The 26,920-nt window shown below is 56.0% G+C and carries 26 protein-coding genes and 1 pseudogene; 8 read left to right on the forward strand and 19 right to left on the reverse strand.

The genetic code is table 11. The features are described from left to right. Positions 1–2: 2 nt before the first annotated feature. The 3 genes from carA to Q1L34_RS22335 form a co-directional block, all read right to left on the reverse strand. Positions 3–1,151, reverse strand: coding sequence for a glutamine-hydrolyzing carbamoyl-phosphate synthase small subunit (gene carA / locus Q1L34_RS22325; RefSeq protein ID WP_004857753.1), 1,149 nt, complete (start codon positions 1,149–1,151; stop codon positions 3–5). A 458-nt stretch (positions 1,152–1,609) separates the two neighbouring features. Continuing rightward, complete coding sequence (dapB, locus tag Q1L34_RS22330; RefSeq protein WP_004857752.1) at positions 1,610–2,431, reverse strand: 4-hydroxy-tetrahydrodipicolinate reductase; 822 nt, start codon at positions 2,429–2,431, stop codon at positions 1,610–1,612. A 144-nt stretch (positions 2,432–2,575) separates the two neighbouring features. Beyond that, positions 2,576–3,607: a LacI family DNA-binding transcriptional regulator gene (locus Q1L34_RS22335; RefSeq protein WP_004857750.1), complete on the reverse strand. Its 1,032-nt coding sequence runs from the start codon at positions 3,605–3,607 to the stop codon at positions 2,576–2,578. Between the two features lie 189 nt (positions 3,608–3,796). On the opposite strand from Q1L34_RS22335, the gene Q1L34_RS22340 reads away from it, so the two are divergent. Genes Q1L34_RS22340 through Q1L34_RS22360 form a run of 5 tightly spaced genes read left to right on the forward strand, consistent with a single transcriptional unit; the run spans position 3,797 to position 8,107 of the window. Further along, positions 3,797–5,542, forward strand: coding sequence for a class I mannose-6-phosphate isomerase (locus Q1L34_RS22340; RefSeq protein WP_069476250.1), 1,746 nt, complete (start codon positions 3,797–3,799; stop codon positions 5,540–5,542). 4 nt (positions 5,543–5,546) lie between these two features. Next, positions 5,547–5,975: a PTS sugar transporter subunit IIA gene (locus tag Q1L34_RS22345; RefSeq protein ID WP_004857747.1), complete on the forward strand. Its 429-nt coding sequence runs from the start codon at positions 5,547–5,549 to the stop codon at positions 5,973–5,975. A gap of 11 nt (positions 5,976–5,986) precedes the next feature. Continuing rightward, on the forward strand, positions 5,987–6,481 hold the full coding sequence (locus Q1L34_RS22350; protein ID WP_044349194.1) for a PTS sugar transporter subunit IIB: 495 nt from the start codon (positions 5,987–5,989) through the stop codon (positions 6,479–6,481). A gap of 10 nt (positions 6,482–6,491) precedes the next feature. Beyond that, a complete protein-coding gene (locus tag Q1L34_RS22355; RefSeq protein ID WP_086817286.1) occupies positions 6,492–7,289 on the forward strand; it encodes a PTS mannose/fructose/sorbose/N-acetylgalactosamine transporter subunit IIC in 798 nt (265 codons plus the stop codon). Then, the gene (locus Q1L34_RS22360) at positions 7,289–8,107 is read left to right on the forward strand and encodes a PTS system mannose/fructose/sorbose family transporter subunit IID (RefSeq protein WP_004857740.1); all 819 of its coding nucleotides are present in this window, start codon (positions 7,289–7,291) and stop codon (positions 8,105–8,107) included. Before Q1L34_RS22355 ends, Q1L34_RS22360 begins: the two co-directional genes overlap by 1 nt. A 340-nt stretch (positions 8,108–8,447) precedes the next feature. Here the strand turns inward: Q1L34_RS22360 and Q1L34_RS22365 are convergent, their stop codons facing one another. The 3 genes from Q1L34_RS22365 to Q1L34_RS22375 form a co-directional block, all read right to left on the reverse strand. Further along, entirely contained in the window at positions 8,448–9,230 is a 783-nt protein-coding gene (locus Q1L34_RS22365) for a glucose-6-phosphate isomerase family protein (protein WP_004857738.1), read from the reverse strand. Then, complete coding sequence (locus Q1L34_RS22370; RefSeq protein ID WP_004857736.1) at positions 9,217–9,786, reverse strand: glucose-6-phosphate isomerase family protein; 570 nt, start codon at positions 9,784–9,786, stop codon at positions 9,217–9,219. Before Q1L34_RS22370 ends, Q1L34_RS22365 begins: the two co-directional genes overlap by 14 nt. A gap of 117 nt (positions 9,787–9,903) precedes the next feature. Beyond that, a complete protein-coding gene (locus Q1L34_RS22375; protein WP_015585179.1) occupies positions 9,904–10,533 on the reverse strand; it encodes an alanyl-tRNA editing protein in 630 nt (209 codons plus the stop codon). Between the two features lie 92 nt (positions 10,534–10,625). Here Q1L34_RS22375 and Q1L34_RS22380 point away from each other — a divergent pair, with 92 nt between their 5' ends. Further along, entirely contained in the window at positions 10,626–11,573 is a 948-nt protein-coding gene (locus tag Q1L34_RS22380; protein WP_071359143.1) for a LysR family transcriptional regulator, read from the forward strand. Here Q1L34_RS22380 and rihC read toward each other — a convergent pair. The 7 genes and pseudogenes from rihC to Q1L34_RS22415 all read right to left on the reverse strand — a co-directional run. After that, positions 11,534–12,448: a ribonucleoside hydrolase RihC gene (rihC, locus tag Q1L34_RS22385; RefSeq protein ID WP_327204286.1), complete on the reverse strand. Its 915-nt coding sequence runs from the start codon at positions 12,446–12,448 to the stop codon at positions 11,534–11,536. The genes Q1L34_RS22380 and rihC overlap by 40 nt on opposite strands. Positions 12,449–12,514: 66 nt before the next feature. After that, entirely contained in the window at positions 12,515–13,465 is a 951-nt protein-coding gene (ispH, locus tag Q1L34_RS22390) for a 4-hydroxy-3-methylbut-2-enyl diphosphate reductase (RefSeq protein ID WP_327204287.1), read from the reverse strand. 1 nt (position 13,466) lies between these two features. Continuing rightward, the gene (fkpB, locus tag Q1L34_RS22395; protein ID WP_004857725.1) at positions 13,467–13,916 is read right to left on the reverse strand and encodes an FKBP-type peptidyl-prolyl cis-trans isomerase; all 450 of its coding nucleotides are present in this window, start codon (positions 13,914–13,916) and stop codon (positions 13,467–13,469) included. Positions 13,917–14,034: 118 nt separating this feature from the next. After that, positions 14,035–14,532: a signal peptidase II gene (gene lspA / locus Q1L34_RS22400; RefSeq protein WP_004857723.1), complete on the reverse strand. Its 498-nt coding sequence runs from the start codon at positions 14,530–14,532 to the stop codon at positions 14,035–14,037. Further along, complete coding sequence (gene ileS, locus Q1L34_RS22405) at positions 14,532–17,348, reverse strand: isoleucine--tRNA ligase (protein WP_327204288.1); 2,817 nt, start codon at positions 17,346–17,348, stop codon at positions 14,532–14,534. Before ileS ends, lspA begins: the two co-directional genes overlap by 1 nt. 44 nt (positions 17,349–17,392) lie before the next feature. After that, positions 17,393–18,331, reverse strand: coding sequence for a bifunctional riboflavin kinase/FAD synthetase (gene ribF / locus Q1L34_RS22410; RefSeq protein WP_004857719.1), 939 nt, complete (start codon positions 18,329–18,331; stop codon positions 17,393–17,395). Positions 18,332–18,338: 7 nt separating this feature from the next. Further along, positions 18,339–18,542, reverse strand: a pseudogene (locus Q1L34_RS22415) (DUF2575 domain-containing protein); the annotation flags it as partial. A gap of 119 nt (positions 18,543–18,661) precedes the next feature. On the opposite strand from Q1L34_RS22415, the gene rpsT reads away from it, so the two are divergent. After that, positions 18,662–18,925: a 30S ribosomal protein S20 gene (gene rpsT, locus Q1L34_RS22420; RefSeq protein ID WP_003018940.1), complete on the forward strand. Its 264-nt coding sequence runs from the start codon at positions 18,662–18,664 to the stop codon at positions 18,923–18,925. Between the two features lie 62 nt (positions 18,926–18,987). Here rpsT and nhaR read toward each other — a convergent pair whose 3' ends face one another. The 5 genes from nhaR to Q1L34_RS22445 form a co-directional block, all read right to left on the reverse strand. Further along, positions 18,988–19,887 (reverse strand): transcriptional activator NhaR, encoded by a 900-nt coding sequence (gene nhaR, locus Q1L34_RS22425; RefSeq protein ID WP_004857714.1) that lies wholly within the window; start codon positions 19,885–19,887, stop codon positions 18,988–18,990. Positions 19,888–19,939: 52 nt separating this feature from the next. Then, positions 19,940–21,112, reverse strand: a complete 1,173-nt coding sequence (nhaA, locus tag Q1L34_RS22430; protein ID WP_032716550.1) for a Na+/H+ antiporter NhaA — start codon at positions 21,110–21,112, stop codon at positions 19,940–19,942. A gap of 223 nt (positions 21,113–21,335) precedes the next feature. Further along, positions 21,336–22,472: a molecular chaperone DnaJ gene (gene dnaJ, locus Q1L34_RS22435; protein WP_004857710.1), complete on the reverse strand. Its 1,137-nt coding sequence runs from the start codon at positions 22,470–22,472 to the stop codon at positions 21,336–21,338. Positions 22,473–22,559: 87 nt separating this feature from the next. After that, the gene (dnaK, locus tag Q1L34_RS22440; protein ID WP_004857708.1) at positions 22,560–24,476 is read right to left on the reverse strand and encodes a molecular chaperone DnaK; all 1,917 of its coding nucleotides are present in this window, start codon (positions 24,474–24,476) and stop codon (positions 22,560–22,562) included. A gap of 117 nt (positions 24,477–24,593) precedes the next feature. Then, a complete protein-coding gene (locus Q1L34_RS22445; protein WP_069476253.1) occupies positions 24,594–24,779 on the reverse strand; it encodes a hypothetical protein in 186 nt (61 codons plus the stop codon). 137 nt (positions 24,780–24,916) lie between these two features. Here Q1L34_RS22445 and satP point away from each other — a divergent pair, with 137 nt between their 5' ends. Then, a complete protein-coding gene (gene satP / locus Q1L34_RS22450; RefSeq protein ID WP_004857706.1) occupies positions 24,917–25,483 on the forward strand; it encodes an acetate uptake transporter in 567 nt (188 codons plus the stop codon). Positions 25,484–25,540: 57 nt separating this feature from the next. Here the strand turns inward: satP and Q1L34_RS22455 are convergent, their stop codons facing one another. Next, a complete protein-coding gene (locus Q1L34_RS22455) occupies positions 25,541–26,851 on the reverse strand; it encodes an MFS transporter (RefSeq protein WP_004857704.1) in 1,311 nt (436 codons plus the stop codon). Between the last annotated feature and the right edge of the window lie 69 nt (positions 26,852–26,920).

Here is a 26,920-nt window from a genome sequence, read left to right on the forward strand (position 1 = left end):
GATTATTTCGCGGACTGGCGGTACTGCTCAATTAATGCAATAAAATGGTCGAACAACGGCGCGGCATCGTGCGGGCCTGGGCTCGCTTCCGGGTGGCCCTGGAAGCTAAACGCTGGTTTGTCAGTGCGGTGGATGCCCTGCAGCGTTCCGTCGAACAGCGACTTGTGGGTCACGCGCAGGTTAGACGGCATGGAGGCTTCGTCTACCGCAAAACCGTGGTTCTGGGCGGTAATCATCACCACATTATTATCGATATCTTTAACCGGGTGGTTGCCGCCGTGGTGGCCGAACTTCATCTTAACGGTCTTCGCACCGCTCGCCAGCGCCAGCAGCTGATGGCCGAGGCAGATGCCGAATACCGGAATATCGGTCTCGAGGAATTTCTCAATCGCGGCAATGGCGTAATCGCACGGCGCCGGGTCGCCAGGGCCGTTGGACAGGAAGATACCGTCCGGATTCATCTTCAGCACCTCTTCGGCAGAGGTTTTCGCCGGCACAACCGTCAGGCGGCAGCCGCGGTCAACCAGCATGCGCAGGATGTTGCGTTTGGCGCCAAAATCGTAGGCTACAACGTGGAACGGCAGCTCGCTTTCCGCTTTCGCTTCCGGCAGGTCGCCCGCCAGCGTCCAGCTTCCTTGCGTCCAGCTGTAGGTTTCTGAAGTGGTGACTTCTTTCGCCAGGTCCATGCCGTTCAGGCCCGGGAACGCTTTGGCTTTTTCCAGCGCCAGCTGCGCATCCAGGTTATCACCCACGATGATGCAGCCGTTCTGTGCGCCTTTTTCACGCAGCAAACGCGTCAGCTTACGGGTATCGATATCGGCAATCGCCACGATGTTATGGCGCTTGAGGTAAGAAGAGAGGTCTTCGGTATTGCGGAAGTTGCTGGCAATCAGCGGCAGGTCGCGAATGACCAGACCCTGCGCATGTACCTGAGAAGATTCTTCATCGGCGGCGTTGGTGCCGACATTACCAATATGGGGATAAGTAAGAGTGACAATTTGGCGGGAATAGGAAGGATCAGTGAGGATTTCTTGATAACCGGTCATTGAAGTATTGAAAACGACTTCCCCAACCGCCGTGCCCGTTGCCCCGATGGCCCGACCGTGAAACTGGGTTCCGTCTTCCAGAACCAATAGCGCTGACTTAATCAAAACACCCTCCAGAGAATATTCACTCACTTTATTTGCATATTAATGCATGTGTATGACATGAATCAATGCAAATTTGCTTACCTATGGATTTCTGGCAAACGGCGGCATTCTGGAGAGATGTCGGGTAAAAGTCAACTTAAAGCCGATATTTTTTATCTCTTTTCACGTCACTGACCTCTCAGCACTGCGTTAGCAGGCAAAAAGATCAACAAACTATGCAGAGAAAACGCTTGCGGACCTGGAAGATTGCAAAACAGAGCGTGCAAGAGCAAAAAAGTAGACCAGATGGTCAAAATTTACAATAACACAACAAAAAACGAAGAGATAAGTTAATATTATAGCCACTTCATCATATTTTATTGATAAAGAAGCAAAAAATAAAAAGGGCAATAAAATATTGCCCTTTGCAATCAATTACATATTGAATGCAATAACCACATCACGATGGGTAATAAACCTTATAAAGCATTGAGATCAAGCACGTCACGCATATCGAAAAGGCCTGATTTCTTATCTTTTAACCACAATGCGGAACGAACGGCACCATTGGCAAAAGTCATCCGGCTGGATGCCTTGTGGCTGATTTCAATACGCTCACCAATATCGGCAAACATAGCGGTATGCTCGCCAACGATATCCCCGGCGCGCACGGTGGCAAAGCCGATGGTCCCAGGGACGCGTTCGCCGGTATGCCCTTCACGGCTGTAGACCGCGCAATCCTTCAGATCTTTGTTCAGCGCGCCGGCAATCGCCTCGCCCATCGCCAGTGCGGTGCCCGACGGTGCGTCCACTTTGTGGCGGTGGTGCGCTTCAATAATTTCGATATCGGTGTAGTCGCCCATCACCTTCGCCGCTTTCTCCAGCAGCTTTAACAGCACGTTGACGCCGACGCTGAAGTTGGCCGCGAAAACGATGGCAATATCCTGCGCCGCATCGCGAATGGCCTGTTTCCCGGCCTCATCAAAACCGGTGGTACCAATCACCATCCCTTTGCCGTGTTCGCGGCAGAAAGCAAGGTGGTTTAACGTACCTTCCGGACGGGTGAAATCGATTAGCACATCAAAATCATCTTTGACCGCCGCAAGACTGCTTTGCACCGCGACACCCGCTTTACCGGCCCCGGCCAGTTCACCGGCATCGCTCCCAAGGAGGGAAGAACCTTCGCGCTCCAACGCAGCGCCCAGCGCCACGCCGTCCATCTGCTGTACTGCCTGAATTAACTGGCGTCCCATCCGGCCGCCCGCGCCTGCGATGGCCACGCGGATTTGTGCATCATGCATAGCTATTCTCTTTTGTTAACTTAACGTAAATTGTTTCCAGATTAACCAGCCCGTCGATGAGCCGCTACTGTAAAACACCGATAATTAGAAATTTATGACAAACGGCGTTCGATATCAGTAAAAACTATACGCCGGCGTCGTTTCTCACTCGTCCGGAGCGTTAATCCTGTGCCGAAAACCGCAGGATTCGCGAACCACCAGCGCCGGCGGCAAAATAATGCGCTTCGGCGGTTCATCATTGCCCTGAATACGGCTATACAGCAGCTCGCCGGCTTTGCGGCCAATCTCCTTCGCCGCCACCGAAACGGTCGTCAACGCCGGTTGAACCAGCGCGGCTTCGGTAATATCGTCAAATCCCACCAGCGCAAAATCACGGCCCGGCTCACGCCCGGTTTTACGCAGCGCCTGCATCACGCCCAGCGCAACAATATCCTGGTAACAAACTGCGGCCGTGATTTGCGGATAGCGGGTCAGCAGCGCTTCGGCCACTTTCGCGCCGTCGATCTGGCTGGCCTGAGCCGTGACGATCCACTCCGGACGCGGCGAGATCCCGCTCTCCAGGAGCGTGCTGGTGAACCCGCCAATACGCTGTGCGCGGGTACCGGAACTCAGGCTACCGCCGATAAAGGCAATCTGTCGGTGCCCCATTTTCAGCAAGTGTGCCGTGGCCATCTGCGTGCCGAGAAAGTTATCGGTCCCGACAAAATCAAAATCCGGATCGCTGAGCGGGCGCACCACCATAATGGCGGGAATATTGCGTCTTTTCAGCGCCTCAAAAAATGAGGCCGGAGTTTCCCGCGCCGCGCACAGCACCATGCCGCAGGCGCTATTGCGCATCAGCGAGTCGACAAACTTTTGCTGCCGCTCGCCTGACTCTTCGCTGTTGGCCAGAAATAACAGCAAATCATGCCGCTCCATTTCATGGCTTAAGCCTGCCGTCATCTCACCGTAAAACGGGTTGGTGATGTCATGCAGCAGCAGCCCAACCTGGTTGCTGCTGCGATTACGCAGATTGGCGGCGGTCTGATTGTAGACATAGCCAGTTTCATCCAGCGCCTTCAGCACACGTTCGCGCGTAGCCTGCGAAATCCGCCCGCGGTTACGCAACACCATCGAAACGGTGGCCGTGGATACCCCTGCCCGTTCAGCCACCTGTGCCAGCGTCACTGTTGTCATGATCTCTCCCGTTCGTTTAGCGAAGGTTAATCGAATAACCTAAAAATTGCATTTTTCCTTGTGACAGGACTCACAATAACGCCCATCTTGCCGCTTTACTTGCTCATTATGGCGGGTTAATCGCGTTAACCATACTGTCAAAACAAGGTTAATCGATTAATCTTCATTTAGCCAATACGGAGACAGATAATGCAAACGACCTATGATAAATTCCCTGAAGTTACGGTTCAGGGTTATGACGACCAGGCCTGGCAGGGCTGGGAATCCATCGAAGCGACGCTTAACCTCAGGGCTTCAGCCTCCTCCAGAACCGTACTGGTTGTGGACTGCTATCCCGGCGTCCGGCTTGACGAACTGGAGCAGCGTCTGCTGCCGTCACTGAACGCGACGCGGGTGCTGAACGTCGAATCCGCCCGCCGCGATCAGCAGGCGCTCCACGATTTGCTGGCGCGTAACCTGACCGATGACCGTGTTTTCGGGGTCCTCTCCTGTCATCACCTGGAGGAGTTTTTTAACGCCGACAAGTTACAACAGTTGCGTCAGCAGGTCGATGCCGTGACCGAAGGCCTCATCGTTATTTATGGTCCCGGCGCCGCGCTCGTTCATCCGGGCGATGTGCTGGTCTATGCCGATATGCCGCGCTGGGAAATTCAGCAGCGCATGCGCCATGACGGCCTCGGGAACTGGGGGGCGGACAACCAGGACGAGGACATCCTCCGTCGCTATAAGCGCGCCTTTTTTATCGAATGGCGCGTCTTCGATCGCCACAAAACGCCGCTGCTCAAACGCGCCGACTATCTGCTTGATACCACGCAAAAAGAGGCGCCGACGCTGGTCAGCGGCGAAGCGCTACGCGCCGGCCTCCGGCAAACCACCACCCGTCCGTTCCGCGTCGCCCCGTTCTTCGATCCCGGCGTCTGGGGCGGTCAGTGGATGAAACAGCAATTCGATCTCGATCCCTCCGCGCCCAATTACGCATGGTGTTTTGATTGCGTGCCCGAGGAAAACAGCCTGTTACTGCGCTTTGGTCAGGTGCGGATCGAGATCCCCTCACAAAACCTGGTTTTACTTCACCCTCGCGCGCTGCTGGGTGAGAAGGTTCACGCCCGGTTTGGCGCTGAATTTCCCATCCGCTTTGATTTTCTCGACACTATCGGCGGCCAGAACCTGAGCTTCCAGGTTCATCCCGTCACCGAGTACATCCAGCAACAGTTTGGGATGCACTATACCCAGGATGAAAGCTATTACATTCTCGAAGCGCAACCGCACGCGGTGGTCTATCTCGGAACCAAAACCGGAATCGAGCCGCAGGCGATGCTGGACGATCTCAAGGCCGCCGCGTGCGGGGAGAAAACCTTCGACGATGCCCGCTTTGTTAACCAGATCCCGGCACGCAAGCACGATCACTTCCTGATCCCTGCCGGCACGGTTCACTGTTCGGGCAGCGGCACGATGGTCCTCGAAATCAGCGCCACGCCGTACATTTTTACTTTCAAGCTGTGGGACTGGGGGCGTTTAGGTTTAGATGGTCTGCCGCGCCCCGTCCATCTGGAGCACGGGGAGCAGGTTATCGACTGGCAGCGTGACACCCGCTGGGTTGCCGACAACCTGGTAAACCAGGTCGAACCCGTGGCCGAAGGCGAAGGCTGGCGTGAAGAACGAACCGGGATGCACGAGCGTGAATTTATCGAAACCCGCCGCCACTGGTTCACCGCGCCGGTCACTCATCATACTCAGGGTGGAGTGAACGTTCTCAACCTGGTCGAAGGTGATGAGGCCATCGTCGACAGCCCGAGCGGCGCCTTCGCGCCTTTCGTCGTCCACTATGCCGAGACCTTTATTATTCCCGCCGCAGTGGGCGAGTATCGCATTTCACCGTCGGGCAAAGGCTCAGGACAGCCGCTCGCCACCATTAAAGCCTGGGTAAGAGGATAAGCGCATGATCAACGTTATTGTTGCCACCCACGGCCCGCTGGCGAACGCCCTGCTTGCAAGCGGCCGCATGGTTTACGGCGAATTACCTCATGTCTTCGCCGTGACGCTCGGCGAGCAGGCCGGCATTGAAGGCTTCAGAGAGGATTTCGCCCGCACGCTGGCCAGCGCCGGACAAAACGCCGATGGCGTGCTGGTGCTGTGCGATATGCAAAGCGGTACGCCGTGGAACATCGCCTGCCAGCACGCGTTTTCCTCTCAGACGATCCCCCCGGTCGCCGTCGTGGCGGGGGTCAATTTTCCGATGCTGCTGCAAAGCGACGAGGTTCACCATTTAACGGATGTGCACGATGCTGCCGCACAGCTGCTGGCGTTAACCGTACCGACACTGGTCATGGCTGCCCCGACGATATCCGTTCAGTCCGATGATTTTTAAAGGAAACCGCTATGAGTATCTCTTTTGTACGTATCGACGACCGCGTTATTCATGGGCAGCTCGTGACACGCTGGGCCAAAGAGCTGCCCTGCGACGGCATCGTCGCCATTGACGATGCCGTCGCGGCCGATCCGCTGCTCTCATCCGTGATGAAAGGCGCGGTTCAGGACACCAAAGTCTGGCTGTTCGACACCGCGACAGCTATCGAAAAATTGCCCAAAGTGATCGCCAGCGATAAGCGTTACTTCGTGATCGGCAAATCCCCCGTCACGCTCCAGCGCATCGAAGCAGCCGGTATCAGCCTGAAAAATTCCAACGGCAAAATTAACGTTGGCCCAATGAGCGCCCGCGCCGATACCCGAACCATTGGCCCGAACCAATCGGTCAACGCGGAGGAGATAGCCGCCTTTGACTGGCTGGTGCAGCACGGACATCTTGTTGAATTCCGCCTGGTCCCGGATGCCGGCTGTTACAGCTGGCAGGACGCCCGGCAGAAGCTGAAATAAGGAGCGGATGATGATTATCGAAGCGACATTGATAGGCTTTCTTTGCTATCTGGGCGCCCTCAGTAGCCCCTGGCTTTTGGGGCTGACCGGCGGCTGGTATCTGATCACCCGGCCGCTGGTTTCCGGCATGCTGGTCGGGCTTATTCTCGGCGATGTCAAAACCGGCATTATGATCGGCGTGGCGGTCCAGGCCGTCTATATCGCCATGGTGACACCGGGCGGGTCGATGCCGGCCGACCTTAACTTTGTCGCTTACCCGGCCATCGCCCTCGGGATCCTGTCAGGGAAAGGACCGGAAGTAGCGGTGGCGCTGGCGGCCACCATCGGTATCGCCGGAACCATTCTGTTTAACGCCATGATGGTACTGAACTCTTTCTGGAACCATCGGGCCGATGTTGCGCTGGATCGTGGCGACGAACGCGGAATTTATCTCAACAGCGCCATCTGGCCCCAGGCGACGAACTTCGTTTTACGCTTCGTACCGACTTTTATCGCCGTCTATTTCGGTGCGCAGTACATCAGTAGTTTTATGGACAGTTTGCCCAAAATCATTCTGTCGACGATGAACGTGCTGGGCGGCATTCTGCCTGCGGTGGGGATCGCTATCCTGCTCAAACAGATCATCAAAAACTACACCATGCTAATCTATTTTCTCGTCGGTTTCGTCTGCATCGTCTTTTTAAAGCTCAATATGGTCGCGCTGGTGATCGTGGGCTCGCTGCTGGCGTTAATCCATTACAACTACAAACCGGAGCCGCAGCAGAGCACTGGCGCAAAACCGGTCATCGATGATGAGGATGAATTCTGATGGAAGAACGTACCCTGACCCGCAAAGACCTGCGCCGCTGCTGGCGCGCGTGGATGATGCACAACCTCTCTTCAATGAGCTTTGAACGCCTGGAATCCTTCGGCTTTTGCCTGAGCATGCTGCCGGTGGCGAAAAAACTCTATCCCGATGCCGCCCAGCGCACCGAAATGCTGCGCCGTCACGCATCGTTCTATAACACCGAGCCGCAGATCGGCGCGATCGTCAACGGTATGGCGCTGGGGCTGGAGGAGAAAAAAGCCAACGGCGAACCGATCGATGGTGAAACGATCAACACCCTGAAAGTCGGCCTGATGGGGCCGATCGCCGGGATCGGTGATTCAATGATCCCCGGCATGCTTATCCCGATTTTGCTGAGTATCGGTATGGCGCTGGCGGCCGGCGGCAGCATTCTCGGGCCGCTGTTCTATACCGTCGCCTGGCTGGGCATCATTATTCCCGGCTCCTGGTTTCTGTTTCTCAAAGGCTACAAAATGGGTTCCGGATCGGTAGAGATGCTGGTCAGCAGTAAGTCTACCCGCCTGCGTGAAGCCTTGTCGTTGCTGGGCGTTTTCGTCATGGGTGGCGTTGCGGCAAGCTACGTTAAACTCGGAACCGGGCTGGAATTCGTCACCAAAGACGGGGTCAATATTCACGTTCAGCAGATGCTGGATGGCATCTTCCCGCAGCTGCTGCCGCTTGTGGTGGTGCTGGGGACGTGGTATTTGATGGCCAAACGCGGGGTTTCACCGGTAAAAGCGATGGTGCTGCTGCTGGTACTGGCCGCACTCGGCGTGGTGAGCGGTCTGTTTGCCGGCTGATATCGGATGGTGTTGTGAAAATGTCCCGGTCGCGTCGCGCGGGCCGGGACAAACGCAGCGGATAGCGTGAATATCCGCCCAACGTCAAAAAACCGGGGCGATGCCCTAATGCGGGTCACTTAAAGGTGACCCGCATTTTTTGGGTTTATCGCAGGCCAGCGCGATGCCGGTAAACGGTGGTTTGTGCGAACGACGGGACAGAAACTCCTGCAGATATGTTGAAAACCTGACAGCGCCCATAAAAAATCGGCAATCTCTTTGAGATGGCTGACTCTTACACCTCTGCCGGATCGGTCAGCCGCCCCTTAAACGATCGGCATTAGGGCATGCCCCGGTTTTGCTATGGATGGAAATTCCGCCATAATTCCGCTGTCTTATCCGGGCGGGAGATAAACTGGAAGCGGGCAGGATCGTCAATAAACTGCTGATAAACTGGCGCGGAGGTAATGCCAAACTCCGTATACTGCCGGGGGGTAATAGCCTGTAAGCGCCCGGGAATATAGTGCGAATTATGCAACCAGATAATCTGTTCATCCTGCAGCAGCGGATACCAGGCCAGCCCTTTTCGGGCGCGCACGGCATCATATTCAAAGCCGTACTCGCGATCGCACCATGCGCCAAAAGTTAAGGGTTCATCCGGGCTCGCCGAAATGGTGGCATGGCCCCAGCCGGGCGGCACCAGTACCTTTTCTCCCGGCCCGGCGATGACCGCAAAGCAGCGACCGGGGTCGTCCTCCACATACTCTTGCATGTAGATAATGGCTTTCCCCTGCCAGATTTCATACAGCTCCGGCGGCGACCAGCCGCTGTGCTGGCTGATGCGATGGACATGTCCCTGACTGCGAACCGGTTCATCCCCCAGTCGCCCGGCGGCATAGGTCACCACGCCAAACAGCAGCATCCGTTTTTTCAGCTCTTCACGATCCTGCATCCGCGCCACATCCATGGCGATGGCATACACCTCCTCCGGCCCTTCGCAGTGGGGATCGCGCAGCGAAGCGCGAATCTGATCGAGACGACGGATTTCCGGCATCGGCCCGGTGACATCATTGCCGTAGCTAAAACCCAGCGGTCGATGATGAATCGCCATATCCAGCCCGTAACAACAGTCAGATTTCGTCATTCTGCACCGCCTTTACCTGGAGAGTCCGATGCTCTTCAAAGACCCGCAGCGCAAAGCCGTTTGCCAGCGCTGCGTAATCGTGCCCCGCGACGCCGGGCCAGACCGCCAGCGCGGAAAGCGTATCGCCCCCGGTATTAATCAGCCTGTGCGCGGTGAACCCTGGAATAATATGTACTGACCCGGCAAAAACCTGCTCAAAGCGCGCTTGCCCTTGCTCATCTTGCAGGAGCAGTAGACCACTTCCCCGCAGACCAAAGTAGACTTCGCCTTGTTCACGACGGGCATGAAAATGCCCGCGGGTCATAAAATACTCGTTGCCCACTTTTCCGGGATAAAGATGGGTGACGCCGGTATACAGCGCCCCTTCCGCTGAAGAGGTATCAAGCATTTCCACATCATAAACGACCAGCTCGCCCACCATTCCCTGACGCGCGCGCTCATCGGCGAACACCTGCGCAAGATCCGCAATGCGCGTTGATTTACGTAACAACGGGCCATCGGCAAGTGCGCCGCTGGCCCAGACCACCTGCGGTGGCTGAATAAAGGAAGGATTCATATTTGTCTCCGGCCCGAGGAGAACAACAGAATAAGATTAGCAGATTAATCGATTAACCTCAGATGAGTCGGGCGACTTTGCAACTGATATCACACAAAAATCCGCCAGCGTCGCCGCTCACTCCAGCGTATAACTCACGATCAGCTGACCTTTTTTGATTTTTACCTGGCTAATCGTCACCATCCCCAGTTCAGACAGGCTGGCAACATGCGTTCCGCCGCAGGGATAGGCCGGTAATGACCCAAATCCGACCTGACGCCGCCCATCCTCAAAAGTCAGATGCCGCGGCAGATTTTCCGCCTGCCAGCCCGCGATCGTCGCCAGCAGTGCACTGGCCTCCGGCACGATGGCGGACCCGATAGCGGTGAACGTTATCCGCCCTTCTCCGGGCCAGTGGTGCGCCTTGACCGGGCGCCAGCCGGCCCGCTCGCCCGCCAGGCCTATCAGATGTCCCGCTGAGTGCAGCCGCGAGTGCAGACGCCTGGCAGCCTCATCCACCCGAATCTCCACCTCTCCAGGCGGCAGCGGTTGCGCGACAATGTGCAGGACGCTGTCGCCTCGCGCCACCACGCCTTCAACAGCAATACCGCCAATCCAGCCGCGATCGGCCGGCTGCCCGCCGCCCTGCGGGTGAAACAAGGTCTGGTTCAGCTCAATAGCGTAACGGCCATCGGCCTCACTCTGGCAACTCACGACCAGAGCTCGCATCTCGGTCTCATCGCAGGTGTAATAAAGACGTTCAGTCATGGTTGTCCTCCTCTCAGTCAGGACAGTATATTGATATTATCCATGACGATAATCCCGTCATTCATCAATGCACTTTTGCCTCAAGAGCACAAATGAATCTCAATTTACTCCCCGACCTTGCCCTGTTCGTGCAAATTGTCGATCAGGGCAGTTTTTCTGCCGTCGCCCGTATTTCCGGAGCAACGCCTTCGGCGATCAGCCGCAGCGTCTCGCGGCTGGAACAGCAAATGGGCTGTAAGCTGCTGCACCGCAGCACGCGTAAATTACGCTTGAGCGATGCCGGAAAAACGGTGTATGCGCACGCACAGGAGATGCTGGAATCGGCTCGCCAGGCGATGGATTCCGCCAGCAGTGCGCAGGAAGTGGCGCAGGGCAAACTGACGCTCAGCGTGCCGAAGGCCGTCGGGCGGTTTGTGATTCATCCGTTAATGATGGAGTTTCTCACCCGCTATCCCGGCGTGGACGTCTGTCTGCGGCTTGAGGACCGCTATCTGGATCTGATTGATGATGGTATTGATCTGGCGCTGCGGATTACCCACAGCCCCTCTCCCGGGCTACACGGCAAGCCGCTGATGCCGGTGACCCACGTGATCTGCGCCACACCGGATTATTTGCAGCAGCATGGCACGCCGCAAACGCCGGCGGAGCTGCGCGCTCACAGCTGCATCAGCCTGGGCGAAACGCCGGCCGACTCACGCTGGAAATTCCGACGGGCGGGTAAAACGGAAACTATCCAGACTCACGGACGCTACGCTGCCAACCATACTGCCGTGCGCCTTGATGCGGTGCAGCAGCATTTAGGTATCGGCAGCCTGCCGCTGTTTACCGCCCGCGACGCGCTGGCCCGGGGCGATATCGTCCAGGTTCTGGCAGAATGGGAGTTTATCAGTAGCTATACCGGACAGCTGTGGCTGCTGTGGTCGGGCAATAAACATATGCCCGCCAGAATGCGGGCCATGATTGATTATCTGAGCGAGAAAATTGACGGTCGTCTGGCTGCTTACGGCGCCAGGGCCAACACTTCCGCCACCCAGCGCTGAAAACCGTCCACATCCAGCGCCAGCGCAACGTTCGCGTTCGCCGGCTGCCCCAGTCGCCCTTCGATATCGACGACGGTGGTGCCGGATGTCCAGGTCCCCTGCGTTTCCACCGCCACAAAGCACGGTTGCAGGGTAAACAGTTCAGGGCGCACCAGCCAGGCAATGGCGCACAGGTCATGCATGCGCAGCCCGCTGCTCATGCTGCCGCTGCGATAATGGCTGAACAGCGCGTGGAGCATCTTTCCGGTCTTGTTCAACGCGGGCAGCGTGGCAAGGTACTCCGGCGTCAGCATTGCCCGGTTCGTCACGTCGAGCCCGCACATCACGATCTCCAGACCGCTGCGAAATACGCTGGCCGCGGCTTCCGGATCGATAGCAATATTGAACTCCGCATTAGGCGTAAAGTTACCGCGCCCGGCGGAACCGCCCATGATCACCAGCCGGCGAATATTAAAGCGACATTCCGGGTACTGCGTCAGGAGCAGCGCAATATTGGTCAACGGACCAATCGCCACCAGCGTAATCGGCTCCTGAGCATGCATCAGCGCATCGCGAATGGCCTGAAAGGCCGGTTTCGGCAATGGCTGACAGTCATGCTCGACAAAATCATACCCTTCCATGCCGGACTCGCCGTGCACGGAGGCCGCATCGCGCAGCGGGCGCAAGAGCGGCATCGACGCTCCCTGAGCCAGAGGAACCTTCGCCTGCCAGAAATGCAGCAGCTGCAGGGCGTTACGCGTGGTTTTTTCCACCGACACGTTCCCCGCCACCGTCGTCATCAGCTGCAGATCGAGCTCGGGGGCGAATAGCGCGGCGGCGATCGCCGCCGTGTCGTCAATGCCGGGATCGGTATCAAGAATGATCGGTAAGCGCATCGTTTCTCCCAAAAAAAATGCCAGACGTTAAGTCTGGCATCTTCTCACATCCGCCGGCGAAAGAACTTAGTCTACTTCACGGACATCAACCCGCAGCTCTTTCGGTACTTCGAAAACGATATTCTCTTCACGCCCTTCCAGCGGGACGGCTTCTCCACCGCCCAGCGCCTGCAGACGCGCAATCACGTTCTGCACCAGGATATCCGGGGCCGATGCGCCTGCGGTCACGCCAACGCACGCGGCCTCTTTGACCCACGCTTCCAGAATATCCGTCGCGTCGTCAATCAGATAGGCTGCTTTCCCCATCCGCTGAGCGAGCTCCGCCAGGCGGTTGGAGTTAGAGGAGTTTTTCGACCCCACCACCAGCACGACATCGGCCTGTTCCGCCAGCGCGCGAACCGCTTCCTGACGGTTGGTCGTTGCGTAACAGATATCGTCTTTACGCGGCCCGACGATTTTCGGGAAACGTTCGCGCAGCGCGTCGATCACATCCGAAGTGTCATCTACCGAGAGGGTGGTCTGCGTCATAAACGACAGCCGGGCGTCGTTTTTCACATCCAGCGTCCAGACATCATCGGGTGATTCCACCAGATACATTCCCCCTTCCGGGTTGCTGTACTGGCCCATCGTCCCTTCCACTTCCGGGTGACCGGCATGGCCAATCAGGATCGACTCTTCGCCGCGACGGCTGGCGCGGGCGACTTCCATATGTACTTTGGTCACCAGCGGACAGGTCGCGTCAAAGACCGTCAGATCGCGGTTTTTCGCTTCATTACGTACCGCCTGAGAGACGCCGTGCGCGGAGAAAATCAGGATCGCGCCATCAGGCACTTCGCTAATCTGTTCGATAAAAATGGCGCCGCGCTTGCGCAGGCTATCGACCACATAGCGGTTATGCACCACTTCATGACGCACATAGATCGGCGCGCCGTAGAGCGTCAGCGCGTTTTCGACAATGCTGATAGCGCGGTCAACGCCGGCGCAAAAGCCGCGCGGGTTAGCCAACAGGATCTGCATTTCACTCCTCCAGCGCCGGATCGATTTCCAGCACTTCAATATCAAAATGGACGGTGCGCCCGGCCAGCGGGTGGTTGAAATCCACGGTGATCGAATCGCCGTTCACTTCACGAATCACGCCGGGCATTTCGCTGCCATCCATTGCGGTAAAGAGCATAATCGCGCCGATTTCCGGCTCGCCCGCATCGATAAATTCGCGGCGGGAAAAATACTGGATAAGATCCGGGCTTGGTATGCCAAACGCAGCATCGGGCTCCAGCGAGAATACCTTTTTCTCCCCCTCTTTCAGACCAAGAAGCTGTTGTTCCAGACCTTCAGATAGGGAGGTGTCGCCAAGGCGAAACAGGGCAGGTTTGCCGTTATTGCGGGTGGATTCAGCCGTTGAGCCATCATCCAGTTTCAGCGTGAAGTGAACGAGGATCGCGCTGTTGCTCTGTACGGATTTAGACATGCAGGTTTGCTCTTTAAAATTTCAGCCGCCTGTTTGCCCGGTGGCGCTACGCTTACCGGGCCGACAAGGAGCGCAGTACATTATAGGCCAGATAAGCGCCAGCGCCATCCGGCAATGTTTATGCGGCTTTTTTCTCTTTAGAAGGCAGGAAGCCTTCCAGCACAATCAGCGCTGCGCCGATACAAATTGCGGTATCAGCGAGGTTGAAGGTGGCGAAATGCCAGTCCCCGACGTAGAAATCAATCATATCGACGACGAAACCATGCCATAGCCGATCAAACAAATTCCCCAGCGCACCGCCAATAATCAGCGCGTAGGCAATGTTGTTCAGCTTTTGCGTGGCTTTTGAGCGATACATCAAGACCGCCAGAATCACGCAGATACCGATGGCAATGCCGGCAAAGAACCAGCGCTGCCAGCCGCCGCTATCGGCAAGGAAACTAAAAGCTGCGCCATAGTTACGCGCATAGTGCAGATTAAGCGACGGAAACAGCGATACCGTATCCCCCAGAGCAAAGTTCTGGAGGATCAGGAATTTACTGCCCAGGTCAATAATCAGCACGGCTACGACGACCCAAAGCCAGCGTAGCCCCGTTGAACAGACAGATTTACTCATCAGGCAAACTTACGTTTTTCGCCGTCTCCGGCGACGTTGCTGACACAGCGACCGCAGATTTCCGCGTGTTCCGCCACCTTGCCGACATCGCTGGTATAGTGCCAGCAGCGTGGGCATTTCTCGCCTTCGGCTTTACTCAGCACGACTTTCAGACCTTTCAGCAGTTCACTCTGCCAGGCATCAACCGGCGCCTGTGCATGATCGGCAACCGTCGCCCCGGAGGTCAACAGGACAAATCGTAATTCGCTGCCCAGCGCGTTCAGCTTCGCGGCCAGATCGGCATCGGCATACAGCGTGACCGCCGCTTCCAGAGAACCGCCCACCCGCTTGTCAGCACGCGCCTGCTCGATGACCTTATTGACTTCGCCACGTACCTGCAGCAGATCGTCCCAGAAGCCGTCGTTCATCGCTTCGTCGTCGGCCAAGCCAAACAGACCTTCATACCACTCACCGGTGAAGACGTATTTTTCGCGGGAACCCGGCAGGTAGCCCCAGATTTCGTCTGCGGTGAAGGACATGATCGGCGCCATCCAGCGAACCAGCGCTTCCACAATATGGAACAGCGCGGTCTGGCAGCTGCGACGCGCCACGCTGTCCGCTTTCGCGGTGTACTGGCGATCTTTGATGATGTCGAGGTAGAACGAGCCCATCTCAATGGAGCAGAAGCGCATCAGGCGCTGCACCACTTCGTGGAAGTCGTAAGACTCATAGGCCTTCAGGATATCTTCCTGCGCCGCTTTCGCGCAGCCTACCGCCCAACGATCGAGCACCACCATCTCTTCCGGTTTCACCATGTCTTTAACCGGATCGAAACCGTTAAGGTTCGCCAGCAGGAAGCGCGCGGTGTTACGGATACGACGATAGCTGTCGGCGGCGCGTTTAAGGATCTCGTCAGAGACCGCCATTTCGCCGGTGTAATCGGTCGACGCGACCCACAGACGCAGGATATCCGCGCCCAGCTTGTTCATCACATCCTGCGGAGAGACGGTGTTACCGATGGATTTGGACATTTTACGTCCCTGACCATCAACGGTGAAACCGTGCGTCAGCACCTGGCGGTACGGCGCTTTGCCCTTCATCGCCGTGGAGATCATCAGCGAGGACATGAACCAGCCGCGATGCTGGTCGGAACCTTCCAGATACATATCGGCGGCGTGACCGGAGAATTCCGGGCGTACGTCAACCACGGAAGAGTGGGTAGAACCGGAGTCGAACCATACGTCCAGAGTATCCGGCACTTTCTCGTAGCTGTCGGCATCGGCACCGAGGATGTCGCGGGAGTCGAGATCCCACCACGCCTGAATACCGTCCACCTCAACGCGCTTCGCCACTTCTTCCATCAGTTCCAGGGTGTTCGGGTGCAGTTCCTGGGTCTCTTTGTGCACAAACAGAGACATCGGCACGCCCCAGGTACGCTGACGGGAGATACACCAGTCAGGACGGTTGGCCACCATCGATTCGATACGCGCCTGGCCCCAGTCCGGGATCCACTGCACGCCTTTGATCTCTTTCAGCGACTGCGCGCGCAGGCCTTTCTGATCCATGCTGACGAACCACTGTGGGGTCGCACGGAAGATGATCGGCGACTTGTGACGCCAGCAGCATGGATAGCTGTGCTGCATTTTCTCAACGTGTAGCAGCGCGCCGCTTTCGCGCAGCATCTCGACGATGATGTCGTTCGCTTTAAAGACGTTAATACCGTCCAGCGCCGGCCAGGTCCCTGGCAGGTAGGAACCGTCCGGGCCGACCGGGTTAGCAATTTCCAGACCGTATTTCTGGCTGATGGTGTAGTCGTCCGGACCGTGGCCGCCGGCGGTATGCACCGCACCGGTACCCGCATCGAGGGTAACGTGGTCGCCGAGGATCGCCGGAACGTCGAAGTCGAGGAACGGATGCTTAAAGCGCATCAGCTCCAGTTCATCACCTTTCACCGCCGCCAGGATGGTGTAATCCGCCATACCCGCGCGTTTCATCACGCTTTCAACCAGATCTTTCGCCAGGATCAGCGCCTGACCTGCAACCTGCACCAGCGCATAGTCGAATTCCGGCGACAGGGAGATAGCGCGGTTCGCAGGCAGGGTCCACGGGGTGGTGGTCCAGATAACCAGGGATACCGGGCCGGTAACATTGGCAACGCCGAATTTCGCCAGCACCGCGGCTTTGTCTACCGCGTGGAACGCGACGTCGATAGAAGGAGACGTTTTGTCGTAATACTCGACTTCTGCTTCCGCCAGCGCAGAACGGCAGTCAACGCACCAGTGCACCGGCTTCGCGCCTTTGTGCAGGTGGCCGTTGCCAATGATTTTACCCAGCGCACGGATGATGTTGGCTTCGGTTTTGAAGTCCATGGTCAGGTACGGACGCGACCAGTCGCCCAGCACGCCCAGGCGGATAAAGTCTTTACGCTGGCCGTCAACCTGGGTCGCGGCATATTCGCGGCACTTGGCGCGGAATTCAGCGGCGGTGAATTTCTCACCCGGCTTGCCATATTCCTGCTCCACTTTCAGCTCGATCGGCAGACCGTGGCAGTCCCAACCTGGAACGTAAGGCGAGTCATAGCCCGTCAGTCCTTTGGACTTAACGATAATGTCTTTCAGAATCTTGTTAACCGAGTGACCAATATGAATGCTGCCATTCGCATAAGGAGGGCCATCATGCAGAATGAAGGTTTTTTTGCCTTTTTTCGCTGCACGGATGATGCCGTACAGGTCATCATCGGTCCAACGCGCCAGCATTCCCGGTTCGCGCTTGGCGAGATCGCCACGCATCGGGAACCCTGTTTCCGGCAAATTCAGGGTGGATTTATAGTCACTCATCAGATTCTCGGTTCCGTATTTCGGTTTGATAAACACCAACAGACTTATGCCTGCCTGGCCAGCCCAAAGAACTCGCGGGCCGTTAACTCATCACGTGCAATTTGCGCTTTCAGCTCATCAAGCGACGCAAATCGCTGCTCGTTACGTATTTTTTTACGCAGTATTACGTCTATATGGCGACCATAAAGGTCCATTACAACGTCCAGCAAATGCACTTCCAGCTGCTGGCGAACGCCAGCAACCGTTGGACGGGTGCCAATGTTGGCGACGCCCACCAGCGGTTTGTCGCCCAGTCCTGTTACTTCCACCGCATAGACCCCTTTTACCGGGGAAACCTGACGGCGTAGCGGTAAGTTCGCCGTCGGAAAACCAATAGTGCGCCCCAGCTCATCGCCGTGGACCACGCGTCCGGAGATCGTAAAGGGATGACCCAGCAGGTTTTCCGCCTGCACAAGGTCGTCATCCGCCAGCGCCTGGCGCACCGCCGTGCTGCTGATACGTACGCCGCCTTCGCAGAAAGTTTGGGTGCTGGTTACGTCAAAACCATATTCCGCCCCGGCTTTCTGTAATAACAAGAAATCCCCCTGGCGACCAGCGCCAAAGCGGAAATCATCCCCCACAGCGAGGAACTGCACGCCTAACCGGCGCACCAGCAGTTCGCTGATAAAATCCTGGGCGGTCAGGGCGGCGAAGCGGCGGTCAAAGCGCACGCACAGCACATAGTCGACGCCGCTTTCAGCCAGATAGCTCAGCTTTTCCCGCAGACGCGTCAAACGGGCGGGCGCCTTATCGGCGGCAAACAGCTCCAGCGGCTGTGGTTCGAAAATCATCACCACCACCGGTAAACCACGCTGGCGGCCCTCGGCGCGCAAACGCTGCAGCAGCGCCTGATGCCCGCGATGCACACCGTCAAAATTACCAATGGTCAGCACGCACCCGTGCGGCGCCTGACTGAGATTATGTATGCCGCGTATCAGCTTCATGTCTGGCTCAAAACAGTGAAAATCGTCCGAGTATACCTTGTACAACTGACGACGTTAACCAGCGATTGCACCTCTTAACCGAAAGATCCCGGGAATTCATCAACTCAGCGCGGGAATGCGGCAAAAACTACCCGAGCCCAGCGATTTTTATGGTGGAAAGGCTGTATTCGCCAGCAACAAGCTGGTAGAATCTTGCGCCATCACTACGTAATAAAGCGTCGTTGTTTTAAGCGGCGCTTATTTGCACAAATCCATTGACAAAAGAAGGCTAAACGGGCATATTCCTCGGCCTTTGAATTGTCCATATAGAACACATTTGGGAGTTGGACCTTGGCTAATATCAAATCAGCTAAGAAGCGCGCCGTTCAGTCTGAAAAGGCCCGCAAGCACAACGCTAGCCGTCGCTCTATGATGCGTACTTTCATCAAGAAAGTATACGCAGCTATCGAAGCTGGCGACAAAGCTACTGCACTGAAAGCATTTAACGAAATGCAACCAATCGTGGACCGTCAGGCTGCTAAAGGTCTGATCCACAAAAACAAAGCTGCGCGTCATAAAGCAAACCTGACCGCTCAGATCAACAAACTGGCTTAATCGTCTGCTTGTTATCGCTTTGTAAAAAAACCCGCGAAAGCGGGTTTTTTTATGCCTGTCAGTTACGGCTGCGGCGTCGTGAAGAGTGACGAATAGTCGCGATTGCAAATCCGTTGCACCGCCGGATGCTGAATCATCCTTTCGGCAAAAATGGCGTGATACTCCTCCATCACATTCTCCATCCGTCCGATCTCAATAATCGTCTCGTCCTGATAGAAGTCATGCGCGTAAAGCGTCGGCGCGACAAAAATCGCATTATGCGCCGCACCGAACGCCTTCATCAGCGCCGCATCGTCAAACTCACCGAGAATCTCGACCTTCAGCCCCTGGGAGTTGAACCAGTTCAGAAGCTTGCGTCCCAGCATTGAGCGCCGACCGGGGATCAGCAGACGACGCTCCTCCAGACAGGCGGGGAACGGTTTTTCCGGCGGCGGGTTCATACACCAGAAGCTCACGCTGCACTCGCCGATACGTACGGAGAACAGCCCTTCCTGCTGGGTGGAATCGATGGGGCAGTCTGAGATGATCATATCGAGCTTGTGCTGGCTGAGCTGCTCAAGCAGCATTTCGTGAGTCGATTCAAAGCAACGCAGATGAATCTGTTCATTATCCACTACCGCCGCATCCAGCACCCCGCTCACCAGTCGTTTCGACAAAGCATCGGCAACGCCGACATCGAACAGTAGGTTAGACTCTTTGCGGTAGTTCACAATATCGAGCATCTCCTGGCTCAGCGTGAACATGCGGTCCGCATAGCGGAATACCAGCTCGCCCAGTTCACTCGGCTCCAGCCCCCGCCCCTTGCGTTTAAACAATTTCCCCTGCAAACGCTCTTCGAGCGCTTTGATTTGCCCGGTAATGGTCTGCGGCGTCAGAAACAAAGCCTCCGCGGCGCCGACAACAGAACCTTCTTTGTAAACGTGCCAGAAGTAATACAGGTGGTTGTAATTAATATGCGACATGTTTCTCTCCCTGATAATGCCAGGGGAGCCCTTACAGGCTCCCCGTCGAATGTTAAGCCGTCGTGGTATCCGCAATACGCCTGCGTAGTATCATATACCCGGTCACGGCCGACAGGACCGATCCAATCAGGATGCCCAGCTTGGCCCAGTTGATTAAGCCAGGGTTAACGCTGCTGAAGGCCAGACTGGCGATGAAAATCGACATCGTGAAGCCAATCCCGCACAGAATGCCGACCGCCACAATCTGCTTGCAGGTCGTCCCTTCCGGCAGCGATGCCCATTTCAGTTTTAACGCCAGCCAGCAGAACAGGCTGATACCCAGCGGTTTGCCGATAAACAGCCCGGCAATAATCCCCAGCGGCAGCAGTGACGTCAGTCCTTCAATCGTTACCCCTTGCAGCGAGACGCCTGCGTTAGCGAAGGCGAAAAGCGGCAGAATCAGGTAAGCCACCCACGGATGCAGGACATGCTCAAGCTGCTTAGCCGGTGATTTACCGCCCAGCTCCTTCAGCGGGATCATAAAGCCAACGATCACCCCGGCTAACGTCGCATGAACCCCGGACTTCAGGACCGCAGTCCATAGCACCGCGCCGACCAGGATATAGATACCGGTGCGTCGGACGCCGCAAAGATTGAGCGCGACCAGCACGGCAATCGCCCCAGCCGCCACGCCCAGCGACAGGACGGAAAGGTCACTGGTATAAAACAGGGCAATGATGATAATGGCGCCCAGGTCGTCGATAATCGCCAGCGCCATCAGGAAGATTTTCAACGCCGGCGGTACGCGACTGCCCAGCAGCGCCAGCACGCCCAGCGCAAAAGCGATATCGGTCGCCGCCGGAATCGCCCACCCCTCCCGGGTAATCGGATCCTGAGCATTAAACGCCAGGTAGATCAGCGCCGGGACAATCATCCCACCCAAGGCAGCCACGACCGGGAAAACGGCCTGACGGCGGCTGGCCAGCGCCCCCTGAATCATCTCTCGCTTCACTTCCAGGCCAATCAGTAAGAAGAAGACGGCCATCAGCGCATCGTTAATCCACAGCAGCATGTTCTTATTGATTTCTAACGCACCAACACGCAGCTGAACGGGTGTTTCCAGAAAGGAATGGTAAATACCGCTGGTCGCGTCAGTATTAGCCAACAGCATGGCCAACGCGGCCGCAAAAATGAGGATAATGCCCCCTGAAGCATCGCTACTGAAAAAACGCTGCAGATGTTTCACTTTTACTCTCTCTATAAGGCTAATTCATCGATGAAACTATTCTAGTCGCCATAACACTTCGAAAAAATAAGATTATTATTGCGTTATAGCTCGATTTTTACGATATAAGACAGACGGCAAAGTGCGACTCTGACCGGAGGGATTCAGCCATCATTAACAGATAGCGGGCTGGAAACAAAAAAGCCACTTTAACAATAAAGTGGCTTTTCAGAATCGCAGTAGATTAGCGCGTCAGGTCGTCGAAGAATTTCTTCACGCCATCAAAGAAACTTTTGGAGCGCGGGCTGTTTTTTTCACCCGTTGGGCCGCCAAAACTTTCCTGAAGATCCTTCAGCAGCTGTTTCTGTTTTTCATTAAGCCCTACCGGCGTTTCAACCACCACGCGGCACAGCAGATCGCCCTGCGCGCCACCGCGTACGGATTTCACGCCTTTGCCACGCATGCGGAATAGCTTACCGGTCTGCGTTTCGCCAGGCACCTTCAGATTGACGCGGCCATCCAGCGTCGGGACTTCAATCTCGCCGCCGAGGGCAGCCATGGTGAAGTTGATCGGCACTTCGCAGTACAGGTTATTGCCTTCGCGCTCAAAGATAGCGTGCTGCTTAACCTGGACCTGAACGTACAGATCGCCAGCCGGAGCGCCGTGCTCGCCCGCTTCGCCTTCGCCTGAAAGACGAATACGATCGCCGGTATCAACACCAGCCGGGATTTTGACCGACAGGGTTTTAGTCTTCTCGACACGGCCGTGACCGTGGCATTTGTTGCACGGATCCTTAATCAGCGTACCGCGTCCCTGGCAATGCGGACAGGTTTGCTGAACGGCGAAGAAGCCCTGGCGCATCTGCACCTGACCGGCACCGTGACAGGTTGGACAGGTTTGCGGTTTGCTACCGGCTTTCGCGCCGCTGCCGTGGCAGACGTCACACTCTTCCAGCGTCGGGATGCGAATCTCTTTAGTCACGCCGCGAACGGCTTCTTCCAGCGTCAGGTCCATGTTGTAGCGCAGGTCAGCGCCACGCGCCGCACGCTGACGGCCACGACCGCCGCCGAAGATATCGCCAAACACGTCGCCAAAGATATCGCTGAAATCGGCACCGCCGCCAAAACCACCGCCGCCGCCGCCCATGCCACCTTGTTCAAAGGCGGCGTGGCCGTACTGATCGTAGGCCGCACGCTTCTGGTCATCAGTCAGGATTTCATACGCTTCTTTAATTTCTTTAAACTTCGCTTCGGCTTCTTTATCACCCTGGTTACGGTCCGGGTGGTATTTCATGGCCAGGCGCTTGTAAGCCTTTTTGATTTCACGCTCTTCCGCTGTTTTGGAAACGCCCAAAATCTCGTAATAATCTTGCTTTGCCATTGGTGTTTTTCAGCCCCTTAACATGCGTGCACGGGCGGAGAGGAAACCTCTTCGCCCGTGCCAGTGTTTTACCCGTTCAAAGGGCGATTATTTTTTGTCTTTCACTTCTTCAAACTCGGCGTCAACGACATCGTCGTCTTTCGCGTTGCTTTCAGAAGCTTCAGCACCGCCAGCCTGCTGCTGAGCGTGTTGCTGCTGAGCAATTTCCATCAGCTTCTGGGAAGCCTGAGCCAGCGCCTGCATTTTCGCTTCGATGTCCGCTTTGTCTTCACCTTTCAGTGAAGTTTCCAGCGCGGTCAGCGCAGACTCGATGGCAGTTTTGTCGTCAGCCGGCAGTTTGTCGCCCGCTTCTTCAACCTGCTTACGCGTGCTGTGCAGCAGATGGTCGCCCTGGTTACGGGTCTGAACCAGTTCTTCGAACTTACGGTCAGATTCAGCGTTCGCTTCCGCATCACGAACCATTTTGGCAATTTCTTCTTCGTTCAGACCAGAAGAGGCCTTAATGGTGATTTTCTGCTCTTTACCGCTGTTTTTGTCTTTGGCGGACACATGCAGGATACCATCAGCATCGATGTCGAAGGTGACTTCGATCTGCGGCATACCGCGCGGTGCCGGGTTAATCCCATCCAGGTTGAACTGACCCAGTGATTTGTTATCGGAAGCGCGTTTACGCTCACCCTGAATCACGTGGATGGTTACCGCAGACTGGTTGTCTTCTGCAGTAGAGAACACCTGGCTGTGCTTGGTCGGGATAGTGGTGTTCTTGTTGATCAGCGCAGTCATCACGCCGCCCATGGTTTCGATACCCAGCGACAGCGGGGTAACGTCCAGCAGCAGAACGTCTTTGACTTCACCAGTCAGTACACCACCCTGAACCGCAGCACCGATCGCCACAGCTTCATCCGGGTTAACGTCTTTACGCGGCTCTTTACCAAAGAACTCAGCCACTTTCTTCTGCACCATTGGCATACGAGTCTGACCACCAACCAGGATAACGTCCTGGATGTCAGACACGGACAGACCCGCGTCCTGCAGCGCAACCTTCAGCGGCTCGATAGAACGGTTCACCAGATCTTCAACCAGGCTTTCCAGTTTCGCACGAGTCACTTTGATGTTCATGTGTTTCGGACCGGTGGCATCTGCAGTGATGTACGGCAGGTTCACGTCGGTCTGCTGAGCGGAAGAAAGCTCGATTTTCGCTTTTTCAGCCGCTTCTTTCAGACGCTGCATGGCCAGCGGATCGTTACGCAGGTCAATGCCCTGATCTTTCTTAAACTCATCAACGAGGTAGTTGATCATACGGCTATCGAAGTCTTCACCACCCAGGTGGGTATCACCGTTGGTTGCCAGAACTTCGAAGGTTTTTTCGCCGTCAACTTCGTCGATTTCGATAATAGAGATATCGAAGGTACCACCACCGAGGTCGTAAACCGCGATAGTACGGTTGCCGACTTCTTTATCCAGACCGTAAGCCAGTGCAGCGGCGGTCGGTTCGTTGATGATACGTTTGACTTCCAGACCTGCGATACGGCCGGCATCTTTCGTTGCCTGACGCTGAGCATCGTTGAAGTATGCAGGTACGGTGATAACCGCTTCAGTTACCGGCTCACCCAGGTAATCTTCAGCCGTTTTCTTCATTTTTTTCAGCACTTCAGCAGAAATCTGCGGCGGCGCCATTTTCTGACCTTTCACATCAAGCCATGCGTCGCCGTTGTCGGCGCCGATGATTTTGTACGGCATGATGGATACGTCACGCTGAACTTCTTCGTCCTGGAAGCGGCGACCAATCAGGCGTTTAATCGCAAACAGGGTGTTTTGCGGGTTTGTCACTGCCTGACGTTTAGCCGGCTGACCAACCAGAGTTTCACCATCCTGGGTATAAGCAATGATAGAAGGCGTGGTGCGATCGCCTTCGGCGTTCTCCAGCACACGTGCAGTAGTGCCATCCATAATCGCTACACAAGAGTTGGTAGTACCCAGGTCGATACCAATAATTTTACCCATCTAAACGTCTCCACTAAAAATTCGATCAACATGTGGTTGTAAACCTGTAATAAGGGCGAAACCTATGGTTTCAACTGCCCAGACATCATTTTTTTCAGGTTCATTCACTGCGGTTGACTACAAGATGGGGTCGCCCACCGCTTCCTCAAGGGGGCAAGCAAAAAAATTTTTCACTTTCTTGCCGGGTAAAGAGACGAATAAACAAGGCCGACTGAATAAACCGGTAAAAAAGCGGCTTTTATCGATAACACGCGTCCCGCCAGACGCCTCCGCACCCGGCTGCCGATAGCGAACGATCGCCATTTATCCGCGCCAGCGTAAATTGGCGAAAAATACCCCGCCAGATCATAGACAGTTACCCTGCGCCTCATTATGATGCCGCGCCCCGTCACCGAGTGGCGGGGTAATGCTTCCCTTTCTAATCATTATTCTGAGGAATTATGGGCAACACTAAGTTGGCTAATCCGGCACCGCTGGGCCTTATGGGCTTCGGCATGACCACTATTCTGCTTAATCTGGCAAATAGCGGCCTGTTCGCGTTTGATGTAGCTATCCTGGCGATGGGCATTTTTTACGGCGGTATTGCGCAGATTTTCGCAGGCCTGCTGGAATTTAAAAAAGGCAATACCTTTGGTTTAACCGCTTTTACGTCCTACGGCGCCTTCTGGCTGACGTTGGTCGCTATTCTTCTCATGCCGAAAATGGGCCTGGCAGAAGCACCTGATGCGCACTTCCTCGGCATGTATCTCGGTCTGTGGGGAGTCTTCACGTTGTTTATGTTCTTCGGTACCCTGAAAGCCGCACGAATGCTGCAATTCGTTTTCCTCAGCCTGACCGTTCTGTTTGCGCTGCTGGCAATCGGTCACCTGGCAGATAATGAAGGTCTCGTAAAAATCGCGGGCTGGATTGGTTTAGTCTGCGGCGGTAGCGCTATTTATCTGGCGATGGGTGAAGTACTGAACGAACAGTTTGGTCGCACCGTACTGCCGATCGGCGCACCTCATTGATAAAAAATACCCTCGTCCCGACGGGCGAGGGTATTGCTCGCAGAACGTTGCAGAACGTTAAGGCAGGCGCTGCAACTCCCCGCCGGCGGCAGCCACATCACGGTTCATCCCCTGGCGCAGCCAGATCCCTAATCCCAGCCCCATCAGCGAAAGCGCCAGCACGTACCATGCAGGTGCCATCGGCGAAACGCCCATCAGCATGGTCACGGCAATCGGCGTCAGACCGCCAAAAATGGCGTAAGAGACGTTATATGAGAAGGAAATGCCGGTAAAGCGAACCTCCGCCGGGAAAGCGCGCACCATGACGTAAGGTACGGCGCCCACAACCCCGACGCATAATCCCACCGTGCCATACAGCAGGAACAGCTGCTGTGGACTGCTGCCGGAAAGGTGATAGAACGCCCAGCTGGAGAGCGCCAGTAGCAAACTGCCGACGATGAACGTGCGGCTGGCGCCAAAACGATCCGCCGCCAGCCCTGCCAGCAGACAGCCGATGCAGAGCATAATGGTGGCAATACTGTTGGCCTGCAGGGTGATGGCCGGGGCAAAACCGTAGTGCTTTTGTAGCCAGACCGGTGACATCAGGATCACCACCACCACGCCGGCGGATAACAGCCAGGTCAGCAGCATGGAAACCACAACCGCTTTCTGGTGTTTCAGCACCACCGATTTGACCGGCAGCTCCTGTGCTAACGCCTTACGCTGCTGCATTTCGAGAAATATCGGCGTCTCCTGCAGCCAACGACGCAGATACATGGCCACCAGACCAAATACGCCGCCTAACAGGAAGGGAATACGCCAGCCGCCGTCGTGAATCCCCTGCGGCGTCAGGCTGGTATTAATCAGCGTCGCGACCACCGATCCCAGTAGAATGCCAACCGTCAGGCCCGCAGTGAGGGTGCCGCAGGCGATACCAATGCGCTTTTCCGGCACGTGTTCGGCGACAAAAACCCAGGCGCCGGGCACTTCCCCTCCGATAGCCGCCCCCTGCAGAATGCGCATCAGCAACAGCAGCAGCGGCGCGGCAATGCCTGTCGACGCGTAGGTCGGCAGCAGGCCAATCGCCAGCGTCGGCAATGCCATCAGCAGAATGCTCAGGGTGAACATCTTCTTGCGCCCGACCAGATCGCCGAAGTGGGCCATAATAATGCCGCCCAGTGGACGCGCCAGGTAGCCCGCGGCAAAGATGCCGAAGGTCTGCACCTGACGCAGCCATTCCGGGATATCCGCCGGGAAGAACAGTTCGCCAACGACGGCGGCGAAGAAGACAAAGATAATGAAATCATAAAACTCCAGCGCGCCGCCAAGGGCGGCCAGCGTCAGGGTTTTATAATCTTGTCGATTCAGAGGTCGGGTATGTTGTGACATAACGAGCGATTCATCCAGAGGTGTGTAGGTGTCATCACGAAATGTGTAAAGTAAAAAACACTATATCGT

Source organism: Klebsiella ornithinolytica, assembly GCF_030505655.1.
Taxonomy (GTDB): Bacteria; Pseudomonadota; Gammaproteobacteria; order Enterobacterales; family Enterobacteriaceae; genus Klebsiella; species Klebsiella ornithinolytica.